13 protein-coding genes are annotated in these 21809 nt (G+C 41.4%); 6 read left to right on the plus strand and 7 right to left on the minus strand.

All coding sequences use genetic code 11. The annotated features are described in order from the left end of the window. Positions 1 to 38: 38 nt before the first annotated feature. The 3 genes from ACMXYW_RS02350 to ACMXYW_RS02360 form a co-directional block, all read right to left on the minus strand. Positions 39 to 1598 carry a PAS domain-containing methyl-accepting chemotaxis protein gene (locus tag ACMXYW_RS02350; protein ID WP_415905074.1) on the minus strand — a complete coding sequence of 520 codons (1560 nt, stop codon included), beginning with the start codon at positions 1596 to 1598 and terminating at the stop codon, positions 39 to 41. A 285-nt stretch (positions 1599 to 1883) separates the two neighbouring features. Further along, positions 1884 to 4934, minus strand: a complete 3051-nt coding sequence (locus tag ACMXYW_RS02355; protein ID WP_415905075.1) for an EAL domain-containing protein — start codon at positions 4932 to 4934, stop codon at positions 1884 to 1886. A 3-nt stretch (positions 4935 to 4937) separates the two neighbouring features. Further along, positions 4938 to 6062, minus strand: a complete 1125-nt coding sequence (locus tag ACMXYW_RS02360; protein ID WP_415905076.1) for a substrate-binding domain-containing protein — start codon at positions 6060 to 6062, stop codon at positions 4938 to 4940. Positions 6063 to 6391: 329 nt separating this feature from the next. Here ACMXYW_RS02360 and ACMXYW_RS02365 point away from each other — a divergent pair, with 329 nt between their 5' ends. Next, positions 6392 to 7474 carry a WD40/YVTN/BNR-like repeat-containing protein gene (locus tag ACMXYW_RS02365; protein ID WP_415905077.1) on the plus strand — a complete coding sequence of 361 codons (1083 nt, stop codon included), beginning with the start codon at positions 6392 to 6394 and terminating at the stop codon, positions 7472 to 7474. Further along, positions 7467 to 9839 carry an efflux RND transporter permease subunit gene (locus ACMXYW_RS02370; RefSeq protein ID WP_415905078.1) on the plus strand — a complete coding sequence of 791 codons (2373 nt, stop codon included), beginning with the start codon at positions 7467 to 7469 and terminating at the stop codon, positions 9837 to 9839. Before ACMXYW_RS02365 ends, ACMXYW_RS02370 begins: the two co-directional genes overlap by 8 nt. Before the next feature lie 21 nt (positions 9840 to 9860). Here the strand turns inward: ACMXYW_RS02370 and ACMXYW_RS02375 are convergent, their stop codons facing one another. Beyond that, positions 9861 to 10172 carry a hypothetical protein gene (locus ACMXYW_RS02375; protein ID WP_415905079.1) on the minus strand — a complete coding sequence of 104 codons (312 nt, stop codon included), beginning with the start codon at positions 10170 to 10172 and terminating at the stop codon, positions 9861 to 9863. Between the two features lie 242 nt (positions 10173 to 10414). Here ACMXYW_RS02375 and ACMXYW_RS02380 point away from each other — a divergent pair, with 242 nt between their 5' ends. The 4 genes from ACMXYW_RS02380 to ACMXYW_RS02395 all read left to right on the plus strand — a co-directional run bounded on the left by ACMXYW_RS02380 (position 10415) and on the right by ACMXYW_RS02395 (position 16899). After that, positions 10415 to 12139, plus strand: coding sequence for a flagellin (locus ACMXYW_RS02380; protein WP_415905080.1), 1725 nt, complete (start codon positions 10415 to 10417; stop codon positions 12137 to 12139). A gap of 88 nt (positions 12140 to 12227) precedes the next feature. Next, positions 12228 to 12602: a flagellar protein FlaG gene (locus ACMXYW_RS02385; protein WP_415905081.1), complete on the plus strand. Its 375-nt coding sequence runs from the start codon at positions 12228 to 12230 to the stop codon at positions 12600 to 12602. Between the two features lie 50 nt (positions 12603 to 12652). Then, positions 12653 to 14794, plus strand: coding sequence for a flagellar filament capping protein FliD (fliD, locus tag ACMXYW_RS02390; RefSeq protein WP_415905082.1), 2142 nt, complete (start codon positions 12653 to 12655; stop codon positions 14792 to 14794). A gap of 47 nt (positions 14795 to 14841) precedes the next feature. Further along, positions 14842 to 16899 carry a 6-hydroxymethylpterin diphosphokinase MptE-like protein gene (locus tag ACMXYW_RS02395; protein ID WP_415905083.1) on the plus strand — a complete coding sequence of 686 codons (2058 nt, stop codon included), beginning with the start codon at positions 14842 to 14844 and terminating at the stop codon, positions 16897 to 16899. A gap of 52 nt (positions 16900 to 16951) precedes the next feature. Here the strand turns inward: ACMXYW_RS02395 and ACMXYW_RS02400 are convergent, their stop codons facing one another. The 3 genes from ACMXYW_RS02400 to ACMXYW_RS02410 are packed head-to-tail and all read right to left on the minus strand — an operon-like array spanning position 16952 to position 21808. Next, positions 16952 to 18646, minus strand: a complete 1695-nt coding sequence (locus tag ACMXYW_RS02400) for a cytidylyltransferase domain-containing protein (RefSeq protein WP_415905084.1) — start codon at positions 18644 to 18646, stop codon at positions 16952 to 16954. Beyond that, entirely contained in the window at positions 18639 to 20582 is a 1944-nt protein-coding gene (locus tag ACMXYW_RS02405) for a hypothetical protein (protein WP_415905085.1), read from the minus strand. Before ACMXYW_RS02405 ends, ACMXYW_RS02400 begins: the two co-directional genes overlap by 8 nt. Further along, positions 20579 to 21808 (minus strand): ATP-grasp domain-containing protein, encoded by a 1230-nt coding sequence (locus tag ACMXYW_RS02410; RefSeq protein WP_415905086.1) that lies wholly within the window; start codon positions 21806 to 21808, stop codon positions 20579 to 20581. The genes ACMXYW_RS02405 and ACMXYW_RS02410 overlap by 4 nt, the downstream gene beginning before the upstream one ends. Position 21809 lies beyond the last annotated feature (1 nt).

Genomic DNA, 21809 nt, shown 5'->3' on the forward strand with positions numbered 1-21809 from the left:
AGCTAAGCTAGGGCCTCAAAAGGATTTTTCTATGTTGACTAAACCGAAAAGGTCTTCATCATGGAACGTAGGTCGGTTACCAACTTATGCAGGTTATTGCTGGCATTATTGGTTTGCTCTGCAGCGGTCATATTGCTGCTGGCAATATCACGGATATTTAGAATGTTGTGGTTGATCTCATCAGATACGGAGCTTTGTTGTTCGGAAGCACTCGCAACTTGAATGCAACGATCAGAGACTTCTAGCATGGCTTCTGATACGGAATCAAATGATTGGCTAGCATCATTAGCCAAATGAATTCCTTTTTGGGCTTGCTCAGAGCAGCGCTGCATAGTGTCGGCAGTCACGGCAACTTGCTTTTGAATCGCTTCAATTGTGCTTCTGATTTCGCTGGTGGAGGTTTGTGTGCGCTGAGCTAGAGTGCGTACTTCGTCAGCTACTACGGCAAATCCACGGCCTTGATCGCCTGCGCGGGCTGCTTCAATCGCGGCATTCAAAGCCAATAGATTAGTCTGCTCCGCGATATCATTGATAATGTTAACGATTTGCTCGATTGAAGAAGCTTGATGTTTTAGCTCATCAGAAGATTCTGATGCTTGTTCTACATCTCTAACAAGCTCGGTGATGCTTTCAAGCATGACATCAATATTCTCTTTGCCGTTGTTTGCAAGGTCTGATGCTTTTTGCGTTGCTTGAGAGGTTTGTGCAGTGTTTTGCGCGATTTCATGAGCTGTTGCAGACATTTGAGTAGCTGCGCTGGCCAGCATGTCACTCTCGCTGTTTTGCTGCTGAATGCCCGCAGTAGTTTGATTAATGGCAGCATCTGTTTCGTTCATTACCTCGCCTAAGGTTTCAATACTGTCCTCGACTCGGCCGATAACTGTCCGCAAACGTGCGCGCATCATGCGGGTGGCTAGATCAACAGAACCTTGTTCATGCATATTTTCTGTCATCACTAATTGCGCTAATGGGTTGCTATAGATCTCATCTGTGGTGGATGAGATCTTTTTTAGACCCCGAGTGCTGGCAAATAGCGTATATAGCCCTACAGCCAACATCGTTAACATCGCGATGGATTGGTAAAGCTCCGAGATCGGGGCGAAGTTTAAGGCCAGCATGCTCGCGCCCATTAAACCGGCAATGCTTATAATTCGAGCAGCCAGACTTGTCGTTTTAACCGATTTTGGTGGTGACTTACGAATCTTTCCATAAATCTGCTCAGCACGTTGAATCTGTTCTTGGCTTGGGCGAGTTCGGACCGATTGATAGCCAGTTTTAGTGCCATTGTTATCGTATAGTGGCATTACATAAGCTTGAACCCAGTAATAATCACCATTTTTACAACGGTTTTTTACCATTCCCATCCAAGGCTGGTCGTCTTTGATATGGTTCCATAAATCTTCAAAAGCGGCCGCAGGCATATCAGGGTGTCGAACTAAGCAATGAGGTTTGCCGATTAGTTCTTCTTGTGTGTATCCAGCGACTTGGCAGAATTCCGGGTTGGCATAAGTGATGATACCGCGAGTATCGGTTGTAGAAATAAGGCGAACATTATCGGGATACACGTGTTCCCGATCTGTTGTGTGAACAGAAGCCATATCTGTCTCCAGTTTAATTCCGGTTTATTCTGGACGGGGATCTCTCTATCCCGTGTAGTACTTATTCTTCCGTGCAGAACCACAGCAGATGTTTGTCTGCTTCCTATCTAAGTATATTCATCCAAATGACATTTGCATGAAATTCACTTACAAAATATAAGTTTTTATAGTGCTCGGACTGAACGGTCGGTATTCTTCCACGGCTTTCGCCTCCCTGCAATGGATACTCTGAAAATAAATATGGTTATTTAGTCGAGTGCTGGGGCTTTTATATTGGTAATGGAATCAACTGGTTAGGGATTTCTGTGCGTACTCTAAGAGGCGGGTGCTGCTATCGGGCTTGCCGAGCAAGAAGCCTTGAATTTCATCGCACTGATGATCCTTCAAAAAGCTCAGTTGCTCTTGAGTTTCTACCCCTTCGGCAACAACTTTCAATTGCAGTGAATGGGACATAGATATGATTGCAGCGATGATGTTTTCATCATCTGTATCACCGGGTACGCCAGTGACAAAGGATCGGTCAATTTTAACGGTGCTTACCGGTAGACGTTTTAGATAGATAAGGGATGAGTATCCAGTGCCAAAGTCATCCACAGATAAGCTGACACCAAGGTCACATATTTGCTGAAGCTTGTTGATAACTTTGTCTAGGTCATCAATTGCGAGTGTTTCGGTAATCTCAAGCTCTAGCAGTGATGGTGCAAGGTCGCTGTCTATAAGTGCGCCTTTGATATCATCAATTAGGTTTGGATCATAAATCTGTCGTGCTGATAGATTGACAGATACCGGCATAGGCCTAGCAGGATTCAGATTCCAAGCTTTTGCTGCGTGGCAGGCTAGGTTTAGAATTTCTCTTCCAAGTTCAACAATTAGGCCGGTTTGCTCTGCTAATTCGATAAATTGCCCTGGAGGAATCATTCCTTTTTCAGGGTGGTTCCAACGAGCCAGTGCTTCGGCGCTCAGAATATCTTTACCATTGATATGGAAACGAGGTTGGTAAACCAAAAAGATATCTTGGTTATGTAGGGCGAGACGAAGATCTTCTTCTAAGCGAGTTTGTGCTTCAGCTTTTTGGTTGACCTCTTGGTCATAGAACAGAATGCCGTTCCTGCCTTTTTCTTTCATGTGATACATCGCGGTATCAGCGTTGGTTAGCAGCTCTTTTGCATCCTTACCGTCATCAGGGTAAAGAGCGATACCTATACTTACCGGAGCATTACTCGTGAAATTATCGAGCTGGAAAGGTGTTCTTAATGATTCGATGATTCTATGGGATATATGACTCACTGTGTCGACGTTATCAATGCTTTGTAAAATTACACCAAACTCATCCCCGCCTAAGCGTGATACGGTGTCATCAGGTCTTATGAAACCGGAAATACGGTTGGCGGTGGCTTTAAGTAATTCGTCACCGGCAGCGTGCCCATAGGTGTCATTGATGTTTTTGAAACGATCAATATTGATAAACAGTAGGCCTATTTGGCTCTTTTCACGATTGGACCGGGCGATAGCAGAGTTTAAACGATCAAAGAACAGACTACGATTAGGTAATCCAGTTAAGCCATCATAGTGAGATAGTTTTTCAAGCTTATTTTCGGCTTCTTTTTTAGCGCTGATATCAGAAAAGATTAGAACAAAGCGTTCTTCATTATCTTCTGTGTATAGGTTGCTAACAGACAGCCAGGCAGGGAACGCTTGCCCATTTGGCCTACGTATCTGTGTTTCACCTTGCCAGCGTTTATCTTGTTTTAGACTGTGGCGTATATCTGGGTGTTCTGCGAAGAACCTACGACTAAATTGGTTGATAGTGAGATCGTCAGAGCCGCACAGCTGATGGCAGGCGCTATTGCTGGTCACCATTTTTAGATGCGTGTCGATGACCAAGATTGCTTCGTCGGCTTGATCGAATATTTGTCCGGCCAGTTGAATGTGGCTTTGTGCATTTTTGAGATCGGTAACATCAGTTACGATTCCTCCGATGGCGTAGACATTTCCCGATTCATCAAAGAGAGGGAACTTGGTACTTAGGTAATTTCGACGGCCTAGTCCTGTGGCTCCAGTGTATTCGATTTGGATAGGTGTACTTGTTCGAATAACTTCTAAATCACTACTCTTAAGTATTTCAGCATGCTTAGGAGAATAGAGTTCATGGTCGGTTTTACCAATCACTTTTATTGATGTGTCTTTAATCAGATCATAATAATTAGGGCTGATCATCTGGTAGCGTAGATCAGCTCCTTTTATAAAGATGATGTTGGGTGTATTAGTGATAATGCCATTGAGTTGCTGTTCGTGCTCACTTATTCGGCCAACCATATGCTCTAAAGTTTTACCCAGCAGGTTAAATTCGGAGAAGTGACCTGGTTTAAAAGGTTCGGCATCACGATTGATTGCCATGTCTTCAGCATATTGAACTAAACGCACGAGTGATGTTTTTGTCAGTCGTGATATAGCTAACACAGTTAGTAATCCGATGATCAGTGCTGCTGTAATCGCCATACCCAAATCTTTTGTATATGCCAGTTCTAGAGCAAGGATCGAAGAGTTTGGTAGTGTGGCTACAACTTTTAATTGTTGTTGTGTATTAAAAGAGAGCTGATAGTGGTGGATGATCCTATCGTCCTCGAATACCTCAAACAGAGTATCTGGTTTTGACTGCTGGAGTACTAATTGAAGCTTAGGTGTGAGTGCTAAGCTAGATGTGACTTGTTGGTTGAAATACAGCGCAACTGATTCTGCACCCGTTAAACTTTGAATCTCGCTGAGTAATTTAAAGTGATCATTTAACAGAATAAATGAATGTAGTGTTCCTATTACCTCGCCCAAGTCATCACTGATGATTGGAAAGGTAATTCGCATGAGGTGCAGTGGCGTAGCTGTGTCATGTGATACTGATTGTACTTTCCAGCTGCGATTTGGGATAAATTCTTTGGTTAATTCACTCAGGTTCAGCTGCATACCTAGAAGCGAGGTATTGATAAATTCGTAATGATTGCCTTGTTGGGTTTCCAGCACAAATGCATGGATGCTTTCACCTGTTTGTCCAGCTAGCTGCTGTTGCAAAAATTTGTTTAGGTCTTTTTGCTGCTGGGTTTCTATGCCGGTTTTTAGAATGTCTCGTTGGCTAATCTGCTCGGCGTTAAAGGCTGCCGCTTTTAAGTATTTATAGAAGAATTGTTGAAGAACCGTCTGATTGCGGGAATGAGATAAGTTAATCTCTTCTAACAGTGCTCGTTGTGAACCTTGATACGCAGGTATGAGCAATACCAAAGCGATAACTGTGAGTGCACAGAGTACAATGGATAAGATAGCGGTTGAAAACTTAACTTTTTTCACTGATTACTGCCCGTGACTACTGTAGCGAAAAGCTCTTTTCTTTAGTTGCTCGATCTCATCCTTGTCTGTGCCTTTGCTCAATAAAACAATATCGCCTGAATAGATGTGAGGCACACTACTACTTTGGCCTGAAATATCCATCTTTATAGCCTCAGCCATAGCGACACTACTGTCGTCATTCATTCGCATAACAGTGAGGTCTAATTTACCTTCTAATAGTGCTTCAATCTCCCGATCGCCACCGCCCCAACCATTCAGTGTTACTTGATTGATTAGGTTTTTTTCGTCTAATGCTCTTATCGCACCTAAAGCGATATCGGTTGAGCAGGCAAAAATCATATTTAAATCTGGGGTCTTTTCTAGGGTCGCTAGAGTTGCTTTGTATGATATTTCACTGTTTCCTTTTGTATAGTAACTGCTTACTAACTTTAAGTCGGCGTTGTTTACGGCTTGTTGAGTAAATGTGTCTCCACGCATTTTGCTTACATATCCGCGCGAGAAATAGAGCATGGAGTATTTGCCTTTAGAGTGTTGTTCTAGCATCTGATCGGCAAGTAACTGAGTTCCTTTCTCGTGATCAAAACCTGTATAGAGGAAAGGTTTTAGTTGCTGCCATTGCTGTAGTGGAGTTGTTATGTTCTGCAGAATTAATTTCGGTTTTCCGCGCAGCAAGATCCTCTCGATCATCGCTTGATGGCGAAGAGCATCAAGTGTGTAGATTAAATAATCAGGTTCCCAAGCAATGGCGCTATTGAGTTGCTCACTCTGCAATGAAATATCAACTGTAGGTCTAGAAAAATAGCTGTTGATCTCATATGAAACATTAAGTTCGGATAAGCGCTTTTCAAGGGTGCTTACGCTTCTACGCCAGTAGTCTGAAGATTGTTCTGCAGGATAGATGATCGCAATTTTGATCGGTTTTTCATTGGTTGTGTCTATAGGGGAGGCTTCTTCGCGCACAATCTTAGAAAAAGCCTGCATCTTTAGACGTTGTTCTGGGTGCGCTGTTAAGTAGTCAGATACACGAATATATTGGCTGTTGTCATCGGCTGCAACGCTTACCCAAAGGCCGCTGGCAAATAGAATCGTTGCAATATGCACGAAGAAGTTACGAAAAGGTTTGAACATATTGATTTTTAACCCTACTACAAACGTAGGTTTAACCTAGCATGTAAGTTTTTGTTTGAATATGCGCCATGTCATAAATATGTAATAAATTTTGTATGTAACTGCTTGTTTATAATAATGGTTCTGTATATTAGTAAAAGCCTGAATTACCAGTTTTAAGTGTTTTTGATCGCTGTGATCAGATCACCTTTTCTAACATTGATTGCCAGACGCTATGAAATTGCTGACTATTATTGTTAGTAAATGTGCGGGTGGATGTTATTGAGCAATTGCTGGCTTTATAGCAAGCTGCTCAGATCTTCCCGACAAAAATAATAATTGGGTTTTACATGCTAAAACGATTTCCAACAGCGCTTCTTAGTATAGCGCTCTTGTTAAATGTAGGTTTGGTTAAAGCAGATAGATTAATACTCCCGGCTTTAGAGCAAGATCGCTTGGATAAAAGTCTACTGCTTGATATAGACGCAGCTGATCAAAGGTTGGTTGCTGTAGGTGAGCAAGGTGTGATTATCACCTCCGATGATGAAGGTGATAAATGGCAACAAGCAATAGTGCCTGTAAGCGCAATGTTGACGGCCGTACACTTCTTAAATAATAAGCGTGGTTGGGCAGTAGGGCATGACGGTGTAATGCTCTCGAGCGAGGATGCTGGTTCTAATTGGCAGTTGGTTTTGGATGGCAACCAGCTCAACGGCATGCGAGTTAAAGCAATTGAAACTTCTCTCTCTGAACTATCCAAGCAAAGTGACGTTGATCCAATAGATATTGAAACCCTTGAATACCAATTAGAAGACGCTCAGTTTGCTAAAGAAGAGGGGGCTAGTTCTCCTCTATTGGATGTTTTATTTATTGATTCCCAAAAAGGTTTTGCTGTTGGTGCTTATGGTCTTTTGATTGAAACAAAAGATGCGGGTGCAAATTGGCACTATGCAGGCCATAAACTTCCTAATCCTGAAAGTCTGCATTTGAACCGGCTGTTCTACACAAAGCAAGATGAACTGTTTGTGCTAGGTGAAGCGGGTTTACTACTTAAAAGTAATGACAAAGGATTGAGTTGGGAAAGCGTGGTTGTGCCTTACGATGGTTCTTTCTTTGCCATGGTGGAAAGTGAAAACCTTTTTCTAATGGGGCTCAGAGGCAATGCTCTGAAGAGAGTTAAAGCCGATGTTTGGGAAACAATAGAGCTTCCGGTTAAATCGACAATTAATGACGCAGTGGAAGTGGATGGGAAGGTCTACCTTGTAGGTCAAGGTGGGGCGCTTTTACATAAGACGCCAAGCGGGTATAAGGCTTTCTCTAAACGAGGCTTGCTAAGTTATTCGGCAGTTGTACATGTCGATGATCAGCTAATAGCAGTCGGTGAGGCCGGCGTCACAAAGATCGCTATAGAGGGGCGTGCTGAAAATGAATAAGCTATCTGCTCTTCTTTTATGGCCGATTAACACCAGTGAACAATTAGCTGAAACACTTCTATTTAGCTATCGCAAAGTATTGTTGCTGATTTTTATAGTGATTACAGCGCTACTTGCCTGGCAAGCATCTCAAGTTCGCCCTGATGCTAGTTTTGTGAAAATGATCCCGGCTTCACATCCATATGTGGAAAACTATATTGAGTATCGTGATGACTTAGCAGGTCTTGGTAACAGTATTCGTGTGGTTGTTGCCGCAAAAGAGGGTGATATTTTTACACCTGAATTTCAGACCACTCTCAAGCAGGTAACGGACGAGCTGTTTTTTATCCCAGGGGTCGACCGATCATCGCTCAAGTCTATCTGGACGCCAAATGTACGTTGGACGGAAGTGACCGAAGACGGGTTTGTCGGTGGGCCTGTAATTCCAGCCAAGTATGATGGTTCTAGTGAAAGCTTAGAGCAGGTAAGAACGAATATCTTACGTTCGGGGCAAGTTGGCATTCTGGTGGGTAATGATTTCAAATCCGCTATGGTGCAGGTTCCTCTATTTGATTTACATCCAGAAACGGGTGAAAAACTAGATTACCAAGCTTTCTCCGAGCAACTCGAAACGCTAGTACGAGATAAATACAGCTCGGACCAAATCGATATCCATATGACAGGGTTCGCCAAAATTGTTGGTGACCTAATCGATGGTGCTACCGAAGTTGCGTTGTTCTTTGCTGTGGCCATAGTTGTTACGTTGCTATTGCTTTATCTCTATTCTGGTAGTGTGATGGGCACCATCGTTCCGCTGGTTTGCTCTCTGGCTGCGGTTATTTGGCAGCTAGGTCTACTCAATCTGCTTGGATATGGTATCGATCCCTATTCGATGTTGGTGCCGTTTTTGGTGTTCGCCATAGCGGTTAGTCATGGTGTGCAGATTGTAAATACGATCACTTTAGAATCGGCGACTAAAGGCTCGAGTAAGCTGGTTGCGGCACGACATGCTTTTAAAGCGATCTATATTCCAGGTATTACTGCGCTAATTTCTGACGGAATCGGGTTTATCACTTTGATGGTGATAGAGATTGAGGTAATTCAAGATCTGGCGGTTGCAGCTTCTCTGGGAGTTGCAGTTATTGTGCTGACTAACCTGATGCTATTGCCATTACTTATGAGTTACGTTGGGGTGGGTAAGCGAGCGATAACAAAAGCTAAACGAAGTATTGAATCGGAAAGTTCATATTGGCACTACCTAAGCTTTTTCTCACGCCCAATAGGTGCAACGATCGCGGTAACGACTGCTTGTATTATGTTGGTGCTAGGTTTGTATGGCAGTAAGGATCTACAAATAGGAGATCTTGATGCAGGAGCACCAGAGCTTCGTGCTGACTCTCGTTATAACTTGGATAATCAGTTTGTAACCTCCAATTACTCGACATCCAGTGATGTGTTTGTGGTGATGGTCACTACACAAGAGGAGCAGTGTAGTCATTACAAAACCTTAGAGGTTGTGGATAGATTTCAGTTCTATCTGCGATCCATTGAAGGTGTTCAATCCAGTATTTCTTTAGTTGACGTATCTGAACGTGTAACCGCGGGGCTTAATGAGGGCAGTCTAAAGTGGCGGACAGTGCTACGTAACCAATACGTTATTAATGCCTCACTTTCTCATGTACCAGCAGGTTTAATGAACTCTAACTGTTCTTTACTGCCAGTGATTGTGTTCTTGGATGATCATAAGGCTCAAACGCTCAAAGATGTAACAGCGGCAGTCGATAGCTTTGCTGCAGAATACGGAACTGAGGATATCCAATTCAAAATGGCTGCAGGTAAGGCCGGTTTTGAGGCTGCAACCAACGAAGTCATTGAGACAGCCCAATATGAGATGCTGATTTGGGTTTACTCAGTAGTAAGTTTGCTTTGCTTGCTAACGTTTAGGTCGATAAGAACAGTTGTGTGCATCATCGCGCCTCTGGCGTTAACCTCAGTGCTTTGTCAGGCGTTAATGGCTCAGTTGGGTATCGGAGTTAAGGTGGCAACTCTACCCGTGATTGCTCTAGGGGTCGGCATAGGTGTTGATTATGGTATCTATATCTATTCCAAAATGCAGACCTTCCTTAAACAAGGCCATTCCTTGTCCAAGGCTTATCTAGAAACTTTGCAAAGTACAGGGAAATCAGTTGCTTTCACCGGTTTAACCCTTGCGATTGGTGTAGTGCTATGGACGCTTTCCCCAATTAAATTCCAAGCAGACATGGGGATCCTTCTCACCTTTATGTTTATTTGGAATATGCTGGGTGCGTTGATCCTGTTGCCAGCAATCGCGTGTTTGTTGTTCCCGAGTAAGGATAAGTCTAAGGAGAAAGCTAAGGCTCTTTAACTGTTAGCTGTCTTAATTTATTTACTTAAAAGCATCTAAGGTTTTTTGCATCTTAGATGCTCTTTCTCTTGTGCGGTTAGCTTTGACGATGTTGTCTTTGTTATCTGCAGCCAACTGGGTCGCTTTCTGTTCAGTTGCCTTAGTATGAAGAAGCAATGCTAGAACTTTTTTATCCGTTACTGACTCAAGATCGGTTTTCGAAAGTTGTTCTATCAGCTGGGTATATTGTTTCTGTTGCTCTTCAAGTTCTTGCCATGCTCCGTTCTGTGCCATTTCAAGTAACTGATCCGATAATTGGGCCAGATGTTCAGCTAGCTGCAAGATACTTTTCATAAACACCTCAAAATAATTTCTAATGTCTAGTGTGTGCTTGCCGATAACAAAAATCAACGAGGCGTTACGAGCAAATAAGAAAGCTTCGGAAAAAATATAAATTTTTTCTAAAGCGTTTTTGTTTGCGGTCGATAACACTCTCAAGCTTGGATTTCCTGACCCCTTTTAGAATCGGGAAATTCGAACAGCAAACTATTTTATTACGGCCGGTCAGACTCGGCTGAATGTGAGGAGAAAATCTCATGGCAATGGTAATTAATTCAAATATTATGTCGCTGAACGCTCAGCGTAACTTGATGATCTCTCAAGGTGATCAGAACCAAGCTATGGAGCGTTTGACTAGTGGTAAGCGTATCAACTCTGCTGGTGATGATGCTGCAGGTCTAGCGATCGCTAACCGATTAACTTCTCAGGTTCGTGGTCTGGATCAAGCGGTTCGTAATGCTAACGATGGTATCTCTCTTATTCAGACTGCGGAAGGTGCGTTGGATGAAACAACGAATATCCTTCAGCGTATGCGTGAGCTATCTATCCAGTCTGCCAACGGCACTTACACAGACGGTGACCGCTCTACACTAAACGCAGAGGTTCAGCAGCTTGTGTCTGAGCTTGATCGTATCGCGGATACTACAAGCTTTAACGGCCAGAAGATCCTAGATGGTAGCCAGAAAGGTGTGGGTCTGCAGGTAGGTGCTGAAGCCAATGAAACTATTGCTTTCACCATTACTGATATGAGCGCAAACGGTCTAGGTTCCAATACTGGTGGCGATCTAGTTGGTGAAGCAATGGATCTACCAACAAATATTGAAATTAGTTCTAGCTCATTGGTTAAAATCAATGGTCAGTTTGTTGATGCAGTATCTTCAGGTTCAACTCTTAAACAACTTGTAGATACTATTAACGATAGTATTTCTACTGTTGAAGCATCCACTGTAACTGTAATGGATAAGCAAAGCGCTACAGCAGCAGCTGACGGTATCCTGGGTGCGGGCGAAAGTATTACTATCACGGCTATTCTTGATGATGGCCAGACACAAACGTTCAACATTACAGATACAGGTAGTAAAGAAGAGCTTGTTGACAGAATCAATGAAGTCGCTGGTACAGTAGTAACTGCTTCATTGAACGACGATGGTGATATGGAGTTAAGCAGTACAAATACTCGTTCATTACAGTTGACAGATGCACAAGGCGCAACTGGTCTTACAGCAACAACTGAGACCGCTCGCCTAGTACTAGATTCTACTGCAGATGATAATGAGTTAACGTTTGAAATTACCACTACGGACGGTGCAGCATCTGGTGCAGCGATGGACTACGATGCTTGGGGCTTCGATAAACGTGGTGAAGCTGGTCAGGTGACTGGTATCGGTGGTGACGCTGCAAACGGCACAATTACAGCTGGTGAACTATTCATCAACGGTGTTGAAATTAGTACTGCCACAACAGCTACGAATGCGGATGCTAACGTAGCAGCAATCAATAAGCACTCAGCTGAAACAGGTGTTTATGCTTCATTGACAACAGCTGGTACACCGGAAATGATCCTAACTTCTATCGATGGAAGTGAGATCAGCATTGAAGGTACTAAAGCAGGTGGTGCAGCAGCGATTGGCCTACAAGAATCTAATGAAGATATTGTAGGTATCGGTGATACTGTCGCTGATATTGATATTTCTACTGCTGCTGGTGCACAGGAAGCTATCGACATCCTTGATGCTGCTCTGGAAGATGTAAACAGTGTACGTAGTGATTTGGGTGCTGTTAACAACCGTCTAGACTTTACGATCAATAACTTGTCTAACGTATCTGAAAATGCTGCAGCGGCACGTTCTCGAATCGAAGATGCGGACTTTGCAGCTGAATCGGCAGCTCTTTCAAGAGCACAGGTTCTACAGCAGGCTGGTACAGCTATGCTTGCTCAGGCAAATGCTGCACCTCAGCAAGTACTATCACTGCTTCAGTAAGATAGGCGCTATACTGTATAAGAGTATATATCCCCCACCGTCTCGCGGTGGGGGAATTTCTCAAAGAATTAAATAAGAGGGTTACGTTATGGCTATCGAATCAATTGGGGCATCTACTGCTAATATTGTTCAGCCGTCACAGCAGCCTCAGCAAGCAGAACAGGTTAAGCGTGAGCCTATTGAACCTCCTCAAAAGAGCGAGCGTTTTCAGGAACAAGCTAAACAAACACAGCAGGTTTCTGCAGAAAAGCTGGAAGCTGCGATTAATCGTCTCAATGAGATGATGGAAAGCAGTCAGCGTTCTTTAAATTTTTCTGTTGATAAAGCATCAGATAAAGTTGTAGTTCAAGTACGTGATTTGACTACGGATGAAGTGATCCGTCAGATTCCAAATGAGGAGGCTTTAGAGTTTGCTGAATCATTGGACAGAATGATAGGATTCTTGTTTGATAAACAGGCCTGATCAAAGCAGGCTTGTTACCCTACCTAATTTAAAAACCAGAGGCATGTGCTATGAGTGATAGTATTATTAGATCACTGGGGGCCGGTTCTGGAATCGATAGCAGTACCCTTGTTTCTCAGCTTGTTGAAATTGAACGAGCTCCTCAGCAAAATCGTTTAGATACCAAAGAAGAAACTCTTAACTCACAAATTTCTGCTTATGGTACTCTGAAGAGTAGTTTGTCAGAGCTACAGTCGATACTTACACCTCTATCGACAAATGATACCTTTAATGCAAGGTCTGTTTCTTTTCCTGATACTGATGCAATTACACCCAATTCGGTTGACCCAGGAGCGCAAGCTGGTAGTTATCAAATAGAAGTTATTGATGTCGCACAGGCACAATCTTTAGCTTCAGCTACATTCTCTGATAAAGAGTCTGCATTAGGTAACAGTGGCACTTTAACTATCAGTTTTGGTCAGTGGACCTACGATGAAGATGCTACTAATGGTGATCCTGGATTAGATGTAGATACTGATGATGACCCGTATTCCTTTGCCGCTAATGCAGATCGTGCAGCCCTAAATATTACGATTGATGCGGATGATTCATTACAAGATATAGCTGATAAAATTAATGAAGAAGATGCGGATGTTCAGGCTTCTGTTCTGTTGGTTGATGGTCAGTACCAATTACTATTAACGTCACCTTCTGGTGACGATAATGCCCTACGTATCACAAGTGATGACGCTACAAAAGGTGATACTACAGGTTTGAGTATATTTGAGTTTAATGAAACCGAACATTCCCAGATGACAGAAACTCAGCAAGGTAACGATGCTGAGTTGAAAGTTAATGGATTGACTGTATATCGAGAAACAAATGAAATCGATGATGTAATTCAGGGTTTCAATTTTACTCTAAATAAAAGTAGTGCAGGAGAAAAGATTTCTTTCTCCGTTAATGAAGACACATCGATCGCGGAACAAGCAGTTCGAGATTTTGTCACCGCCTATAATACATTTTATGAAACAGCTCAAAATCTTACGGGTATATCGAGAGATGAGCAAAATCAAATTACTAGGGGTGATCTTTCTACTGATGGTTCGGCTAAGGCAATAATTGGTCGAATCCGTGACCTTATAGGGAGTCTTGTTCCTGGTGTCGATAGTGGGTTTAATGCCTTAACTAATATAGGTATTCGCACAGAGCTTGATGGGACTCTATCTATAGATGAGGAAGACTTTTCATCGGCATTCCAAGATAACTTTGCACTTGTAGAATCATTATTTGCTACCGATACATCGTCAGCAAGTAGCACAGTTACAGTGAGAACGGGGAGTTATGCCACAGAAGCTGTTGCAGGTGATTATGATATTGTGATCACGACGGATCCAGAAAAGGCTAGTGTGACTGGATCAGATATTTCTGGGACAGCTGCTGGATTTGTGGATAATGCCGCTGGCGATGAGCTGAATTTAGATGCTTCTGCAGGTGATTACACTTTTAAAGTTACTATAGGTTCAACTACTTCTGAAACTATTACTCTCAATGGCACATATACATCAGTAGAAGAATTAAGATCTGAACTTCAATCACTTATAAATGGTGATAATGCATTGAAAGCTGTCGGTGCCGAGATTGATGTTGGTTACGATAATGATGCAAATACATTTACATTTACAACCAGAGATTACGGTTCTAACGCTAAGGTTGAATTTTCTGCTGCGGATCTAGGAGCGGATATGTCAAACTTGGGTGTTGCTGCGATGTCTGATACAGGTGTCGATGTAGAAGGAACAATTGATGGAGTACAGGGCTTCGGTTCTGGTAATGTATTGTTACCTAAGATTGGTTCAGATTCATATGGTTTGAATTTTTTGGTTGAGGAAGGGGCTGTGGCTGCTACGGCTACTTTAGGTGGTTCAATCTCTACGAATTTTTCCAGAGGTTTTGCTGGAGAGTTTGAGAAGTTGATATCCCAGTTCTTGTCCAATTCTGGGACTATTTCCTCTAGAGAAGAGTCTATCAACGATCAATTGGAAGGCATTACTGAGGATCGGGAAGACTTAGATAGGAAAATGGAAAAGCTCGAAACTAGATTGCTTTCCCAATTTCTAGCGATGGAAAGAATAGTCAGTAGTTTCCAGAGTACGGGTAATCAATTGAATGGGATTTTAGACCGATTACCATTCACTGCTTCAAATAGTTAGATAAATTTATAAAAGGCGTATTTACCGCCTTTTTTTTTGGGTTAGCAATGGATCATTTAGAATACGTCGATTATAAACTTAACGCACTCAAAACTAATATTCTTATGGAGCAGGCATATGTTGCAAATATGTTAATGCTTAAGGGTGCGCACCCTGATTTATATTTGAAGATGGTCAAATATGAACCAGAAAAAATGAAATTGGGTTATGGCTCGGATAAGATTTTAAATCTTTATGATGTAAATAGTAATCAAGCGCTTTACCCTGGTGATCCGGAGCAGATTTGTAAAAAGCAAGTTTCAGATTTCATTAATAACATCGAACCGTTGACTTTATCTTCTGAAGGTAAAGTCTCTGGTGAAGAAGGTGTATATTCTCGCTGTGTAAAAAAAATATATGCAGCGCAAGCAGATTTAGGAGCTAGAAACTATAAGCTAGATGAAGGTGAGCTTCCATTTGTAATGATGCTTGGGGGAGGGCTAGGGCTACAGTTACAGTATTTACTGAATGCAAAAGATGTAAAACGTTTAATGTATTATGAGCCGAACTTAGACGCTTTCCATGCTTCTTTGCATATTGTTGATTGGACGCAAATTAAAAACTATTTTGATCGACAAGGATATGACTTAGTTTTAAAGGTTGGAGCCTCTGACAAGACGTTTCTATATGAATTGACAGAGTATGCTCGTTCTATTGGTACCTATAATCTTCTCTATGCATCTGTCTACTCGCATTATAATAGTCCCGAAACATTAGAGTTAGCTAGGCAAATAAAAAGAAATTTTGCCAAGGCTTTTATAGGACTAGGTTATTATGATGATGAACGCGTAGGTTTAAACCATTCTATTTCTAATTTAGAAAAGGGTATCCCTACCGCATTAGCTTTTAATTCGTATAACAAGTACTTAAAAGAAACGCCTGTTTTTGTTATAGGAAATGGCCCATCTTTAGATCTGGTAGGAGACTTCCTAAGAGAAAATCGAAGTAAAGTGGTGATTATTTCTTGCGGAACGTCACTATCTACTTTGTATCAAAAGGGTATAAAACCTGATATTCATGTAGAGCAAGAACGTGTTGCTTTTCAGGCTACTATTTGTGAAAAGTATACAGATAAAAGCTTTAGAGAAGGGGTTAGACTTATAGCCTTGAACCCTGTTTATAGTGATGTTTTTGATCTATTTGACAGTAGCTATATGATGTTGAAACCTAATGATATTGGCGCTGATTTAATATCCAAGGTTGTGAATAGTCGAAGAGATTATTATCTTGCTTATAATTGTAATCCAACAGTTACAAATACAGCAGTATCTCTATCAATTTTACTAGGAGCTGAAAATGTTTACCTAGCTGGTATTGACTGTGGTTATAGAGATCCATCAAAACATCATGCAACTGGAAGCTTTTATGAACAGGTGACAAAAGAAGGCAAGGTAGCCATTGATGAAAGCTTTAAGAAAAAGGGTTCCATCGTTAGAGAAGGCAATTTTGGTGGAAAAGTACTATCAACCTATATCTTTGATAGTACCAGAGCAAATATAGAAGAGGCCATTAGGGCGGCTAAAGACGTTAACTTCTTTAATCTTAGTGATGGTGTTCTTATTACAGGTGCTACGCCGTTACCAATAGCAGATTTATCACTAGATGCTCACTTGGCAAATAAAGAAGATGGTTTAGATAAGTTCTTTAAGGCGCAATTTGAGCAAGTTGAGAGTGATTCCAAGCAAGTAAGGAAAAGTGTTAAGGAAGCTATGGAGAACGGCTGTGTGCTTCTAGATGCTATTAAGTCCATTTTCCAAAAAGAGGTTTCTTCCAGAGAAGATATTGTCACTAACTTGAACTTGGTTAATAAGTTTATTTTTTCTCAGTATAAACAAAATATTTTGATGTGGCATTTGTTGTCTGGAAGCTTTGAGTCTATTGGCGTGTTAATTAATATGGGGTGTTATGCTAGGAGAGAGCATGAAATGCTTCGTTATTATAAGGTATCCACTGAAGCTATTATTGAACTTATTGATGAAGTGAAAGTCGAAATATCAGAAGATCCTTATGCGGAAAATGTGACAGAAAAAGATGAGAATTATCTAAAAAGAATTAATATATTGTAATGGCTTTATAATATTCTATATCGTTGATATCAACTTCTTATAGAGGTTGATATCAGATATGTTTAAGGAGCTCATTTACGCAGTTATATGCACCATTTTCTATTTGATTTTGTATGTCTTTTATTGAAATGGGCGTGTTTATGAAATCATAAGTTTTTGTTTTGGGGTCTAAGCTTCTACAACCCGGTATTTTACAATACTGTTTATACTCATGATCTGGTATTACCCTATCTGCAGGCAGTACCCAAGTTTCTTTTCCTAAGGCTCGTGCTTGAAAAATAGTTGTGCCGCATACTGTGATAACGCGTTTTGCTGCTTGAATTAGTTTCGGTACGGACTTGGGTGATTGAATTATCGTCCATTTATTTTTCGGATGTGCAGGAATGACTGGAGTTGGTGCAAAAGGCCCTTGTATCCATAGTATCTCTTGATTCTCTAATCCGGATGCATCTATATCTTCTGCCAAACTTAGGCTATATGACATGACATCACTGCCGCCAGTAAGAATAATGCAGTCATAAGTCACGTCGACCTTAGCCGGAACTTCTGATATTTGAGGAACTATCACATATTCTAACCCCGATACTACTGTTGTGACTCGGGGGTATGGGTTAAATATGTTTGGGATAATACAGAAATCTAGTAGCGGATGAAGCTTGGCCATTTGGTCTAAGCCAAACAGTTTAACTTGGTTTTCAGCTAATGATTGTAAAAGGGTTTCAAAAAAATGTAGATCTTGTAATCGAGTTGGGAAAATATCAAATAAGATTATTTTGAAATCTTTTTTCTTTACGAACTCCCAGCAGTCTATTTCCTCTTTAAAGCTTGAGTGATTCACGAGACGAAGTTGGTTATTATCTTGAGCCTCTCCAATGATTAGAAGCTCTACGCCTAAGCCTGTTAGTTCACAAAAGCGTTGTGCTAATTCAACTGAGCGAGTTAGTTGGCCTAGCCCCTTTTCTGGCCCCGCTTCTGTAACAATACATAGTTTACCGTATTTCTTTAGGCCACTTTTTTGTGTTACATGGTGATTAATATTTGTAAGCGTTGGATTAGTTTTAAATTGCTTAAGTGCCCAATCTAGAGAAACTGTACTTTGATGCTCTTTATACCAATCTTCATATAATTGGTTCATAAAACGCCAATCAGCAGCAGTGTCTATAGAAACCCTTTGAGTGACCGAGTAATACTTTTCTTCCAATGGAAAATGAACTACAGATAAGATCTGCTTCTCGGAAGCAGCAAGTCCTATATGTTCTTTGAATAGCTCTGTATTACTATGATCGAAGAGCTTGTCCCATCCTTCGCGATTGTATATATGTATCCCTTCATGAATTGATTTACGCCCTTGTGAATCCGGCTGAGCTTCAGCGCTTTGAGTTGATGGGTTTAAAGCTAAGGCATTAAGTCCCTGGGAAATTAATTGTGGGTCAATAAGAGGGCAATCGCCGCAAATGTAGATTACGTATTCAGGATTGTTCAACTCTACCAACGAATTGACCCTGCCAACAAGATCATTTACATCACCAGGGTAAGCGAAATATTTGATACCTGATACTGAGGCCCAGGAGATTAGAGGTCTGTTATATTCGTCGTTAGTGGTTGCGAGAACTTTATTAAATGGAAGGGGGTCAAGTCTTTCGAAAACTCTTTCTATCAAAGGTTTTCCTGCTAACGGGAGTAAGTGTTTGGCAGGTAATCGACTTGAGTTCAATCTTGCTCCGACAACAATAAGAACGTTATCCATCCAACATACCTTTAGATAGCTTAAAATTGAAATCGAGTAGTTTCCCTCCATCTCGGTGGGTTTCGTCAAGTTCACTCAAACTGAAGATAAGCCTGCTTAGACGTTCTTCATTTTCTATCTGGTTGTGTATCATAGGTATAGCTGGACATTTAGCTGGGTCCCAATTTACCTTCAGGTATTCTCCTTCAATCCCCCATATTATCTGACCTGATGACTCACCTGCACAGCTAGAAGAAGATACAATAGTTGAAACAGCTTTTCCGTGAAGGGCGTTTTTCGTTAATGTGTGCTTTTCATGGAATTGACCTCCAAAGCTATTTGAATAGACGGGGAACTTATCTGTTTGCGTACTAAGCAAAGTCAGTGTTCCAAGTCTTAAATATCCTTCGGGTCTCAGTTCTTTAGGGAAAATATAGCTGCATTCGAGAGCGGAGGAATCAGTAAATGTATAACGCTTCTCGAAGATTCCATATTGAGTATCTGTTTTGATGGAAACAACGTATTGGTTTGGTTTGTCCTGGTCAATAATCGAGAAACGTTTTGCAGCAAGGTCTGTTATTTTTTTTCGGTCAGCAGGGATTTCTGCTAATAGATAATTAGAGAAAAAGTCGGCGGCTAAGCTAATGTGAGAGTATTCACCGTGTTCAATTGTACCTATTAGTGGTTTAGTATGGTCGGAAAATTTCAAACGATGGATGCAGCCGCCTTTCGCCATATTGAGAACCACATCAATGTCATTGCTGTAGAACCGAAGAAATCGCCCTTCTTGATCGTAGTGCCAACCAGATGAGCTAGTGTGAATCTTGTTACCAGTACTTTGCGTATCTTGTTGTGTCGCTTTAAGAGAACCAAGTAATAATTGGAGCTTATTTAAATTATCTAGATACCTAGGTTCGGTAATGTGAGTTCGGTAGTCAGACCCCCAGCACTCTAAAAGAGTTTTCCAGTGTCCATCAGAGTTATCACCAAGGCTGCTAAGGCGCTGGTAAGCCTCGTGGCATAGAGAATTTAAGAAAAGATCGTTTCTGCCACTTAAGCCCCAGCGGTTTATATTGTACTTATTTTGTTTTTTAACAACTATTGGATATTCAGCTGTTGTGAGCCTTACCTCAATTTTGCTTTTTAAATGAGTTAAGGAGTCACTCACCTTAATCCAATTATGTTTTGTTGCTAAATTCTGAAATAAACCGGTGAGAATAGCCCACTCATCTGTATTGATTTTTGCTTCCTCATTGAAGCGCCCTGGACGATAATTAAAAACCTCTGCATCATTACCATAGAGGGACAAACATTCTGGTTGAGCAGCTATCTGCTGCTCGATAAATGTTAGATACTCAGTCTGAGAAATATCTTGATGGCAAGCTCTCTGTAACTTCTGAAAGATTATGCTTCTGTTCCATATGACAGGAAGATGCCTTCCTTGGGCCGAAATGGCATATACTGGCTGGTGACTATGTGAGGTTGGCCATTCAGGGTGCAAGCTATAAGCATTGTCCCATTCCATGAAAATAGCGCGAAAACCTTCATCGATGTATATGTCTAAAAGGCTATCAGAGAAAGCTTGCTCATTAATATAGGCTATTTCAGGTTCATGATTTAATAGCGTTTTGTATGTTGAACGCCCTACACGTAAGTTCTGAACATTTATCGTATAAGGTGTAATAGGGCCAATTATTTGAGCTTGCCCGCTAGCGATTAATTCACACTTTCCTGCGTTGAGTAGCTGTGAAAATTTCGTTACCCAGGCGGGGTCATAATTATTTATTTCTTGTAGCGTGAAGCCGGTTAGCTCAATGCCTAGTGGAATTTGGTGTGTTTCAATTATTTTCAGTAAAGGCCAATAGCATTTAGCAATAACATTAGGTCTTTCCTCTTCGGGGATTGAAGAAAAAGCTAGGTTTAGATGGAATACTGCAAATAATGCGGTACTGTTCATTCGGTCTCAGTATAAATAGTAACTAAATTAATGACTTCTTGCGCCAAAGATACTGCATTCTTCCTTTGGTCAGCTGAAGTTATAACAAAGCCTGCTCGTTTGGTATGGTTTGTCATCGGAGCAATATTGTCGCCCACATTGACATCTATTTGGAGCATTTCTACGCCTTCTAGTCTTCGAGCACGCTCTATTCCTGATATTTTTGTGATTTTCCCAGGAGCTGGGTTTAAATATCGAACTGCAATTGCGCGCGCTCTATGCGGAGTGAGTTCTTCCTTTGTGGGTTTTTCTCCTAATGAGATGCGAATTGCTTGTTCGATAAAATTAACCCCAGTAGAAATAGGGATTTGGGTTGAGGAAAAATAGCCTCCAGAAAGACGCCCAGCAACTTCAATGACCTTTGCTCCTTCTGAAGATAGTACCATGTCGCCTTTAGCAACACCGTTTTGAATACCTAAAGCTTTTACTGCTTCTTCAAATAGTTTAAGTACGAATGAATGTTCTTCTGGCGATAGGTGAGAGGGTAATTCACCTCCGTTTTCGATAATATTTGGAGCATATTTATCCAGCCATTCGTAATTTCTATCAGAAAAGCCAAGTGTAGTAATCTCTCCATCTACAACTAATGCTTCAGTACTGATTTGTGGCCCCTTAATAAAAGCTTCAGCCATGACTCTATTTGTAGGGGATTCGCTGACCGCTTCTTTCCAGGCTTGTGTATGTTCATTTTTAGAATGAATAAGTAAAACCCCTCGAGCACCTCGGCTGTCAACGGGTTTGACAATGAAAGGGTAGCCAAATTTATCTGCAGCATTCTCTAAATCTGCCTCATCTCGAATGGGCATGAAGCTTGGGATTGCTATCCCATGAGAAAGAAAATGCTCTTTCATAGCTAATTTATCAGCAACAAGAAAGGCCGTGTGTTCTGACAGAGATGTTAAACCAAACTCTGAAGCTATTTTAGCTGCACTTCGAGGAACATCTGTACACATAGCTATGACACCGTCCAGTTTGCCTATGGTTAGAGTATATTCTCTTGCAGCCTCACATAGTTCATCTTCGTCATAGGTTGAGACAACTACAGGGTAATCAGCGAGCTCCAATCCAACTGCATTTGGATTACCATCAGCAATGATTAGTTTGAGACCCATTTCTTTAGCTTGTTTAATACCGGGAAGTGACTCTGGGCCAGCACCAATTATAAAAAGAGTTTTGTTTATCTTCATA

The organism is Neptuniibacter sp. QD48_55 (assembly GCF_047778115.1).
Classification (GTDB): domain Bacteria; phylum Pseudomonadota; class Gammaproteobacteria; order Pseudomonadales; family Balneatricaceae; genus Neptuniibacter.

Bases quoted from the DNA above. Each gene is read 5' to 3' on its own strand.
- ACMXYW_RS02350 (WP_415905074.1), bottom strand. From the start codon at position 1,598: ATGGCTTCTGTTCACACAACAGATCGGGAACACGTGTATCCCGATAAT.
- ACMXYW_RS02360 (WP_415905076.1), bottom strand. From the start codon at position 6,062: ATGTTCAAACCTTTTCGTAACTTCTTCGTGCATATTGCAACGATTCTA.
- ACMXYW_RS02365 (WP_415905077.1), top strand. From the start codon at position 6,392: ATGCTAAAACGATTTCCAACAGCGCTTCTTAGTATAGCGCTCTTGTTA.
- ACMXYW_RS02370 (WP_415905078.1), top strand. From the start codon at position 7,467: ATGAATAAGCTATCTGCTCTTCTTTTATGGCCGATTAACACCAGTGAA.
- ACMXYW_RS02375 (WP_415905079.1), bottom strand. From the start codon at position 10,172: ATGAAAAGTATCTTGCAGCTAGCTGAACATCTGGCCCAATTATCGGAT.
- ACMXYW_RS02380 (WP_415905080.1), top strand. From the start codon at position 10,415: ATGGCAATGGTAATTAATTCAAATATTATGTCGCTGAACGCTCAGCGT.
- ACMXYW_RS02385 (WP_415905081.1), top strand. From the start codon at position 12,228: ATGGCTATCGAATCAATTGGGGCATCTACTGCTAATATTGTTCAGCCG.
- fliD (WP_415905082.1), top strand. From the start codon at position 12,653: ATGAGTGATAGTATTATTAGATCACTGGGGGCCGGTTCTGGAATCGAT.
- ACMXYW_RS02395 (WP_415905083.1), top strand. From the start codon at position 14,842: ATGGATCATTTAGAATACGTCGATTATAAACTTAACGCACTCAAAACT.
- ACMXYW_RS02400 (WP_415905084.1), bottom strand. From the start codon at position 18,646: ATGGATAACGTTCTTATTGTTGTCGGAGCAAGATTGAACTCAAGTCGA.
- ACMXYW_RS02405 (WP_415905085.1), bottom strand. From the start codon at position 20,582: ATGAACAGTACCGCATTATTTGCAGTATTCCATCTAAACCTAGCTTTT.
- ACMXYW_RS02410 (WP_415905086.1), bottom strand. From the start codon at position 21,808: ATGAAGATAAACAAAACTCTTTTTATAATTGGTGCTGGCCCAGAGTCA.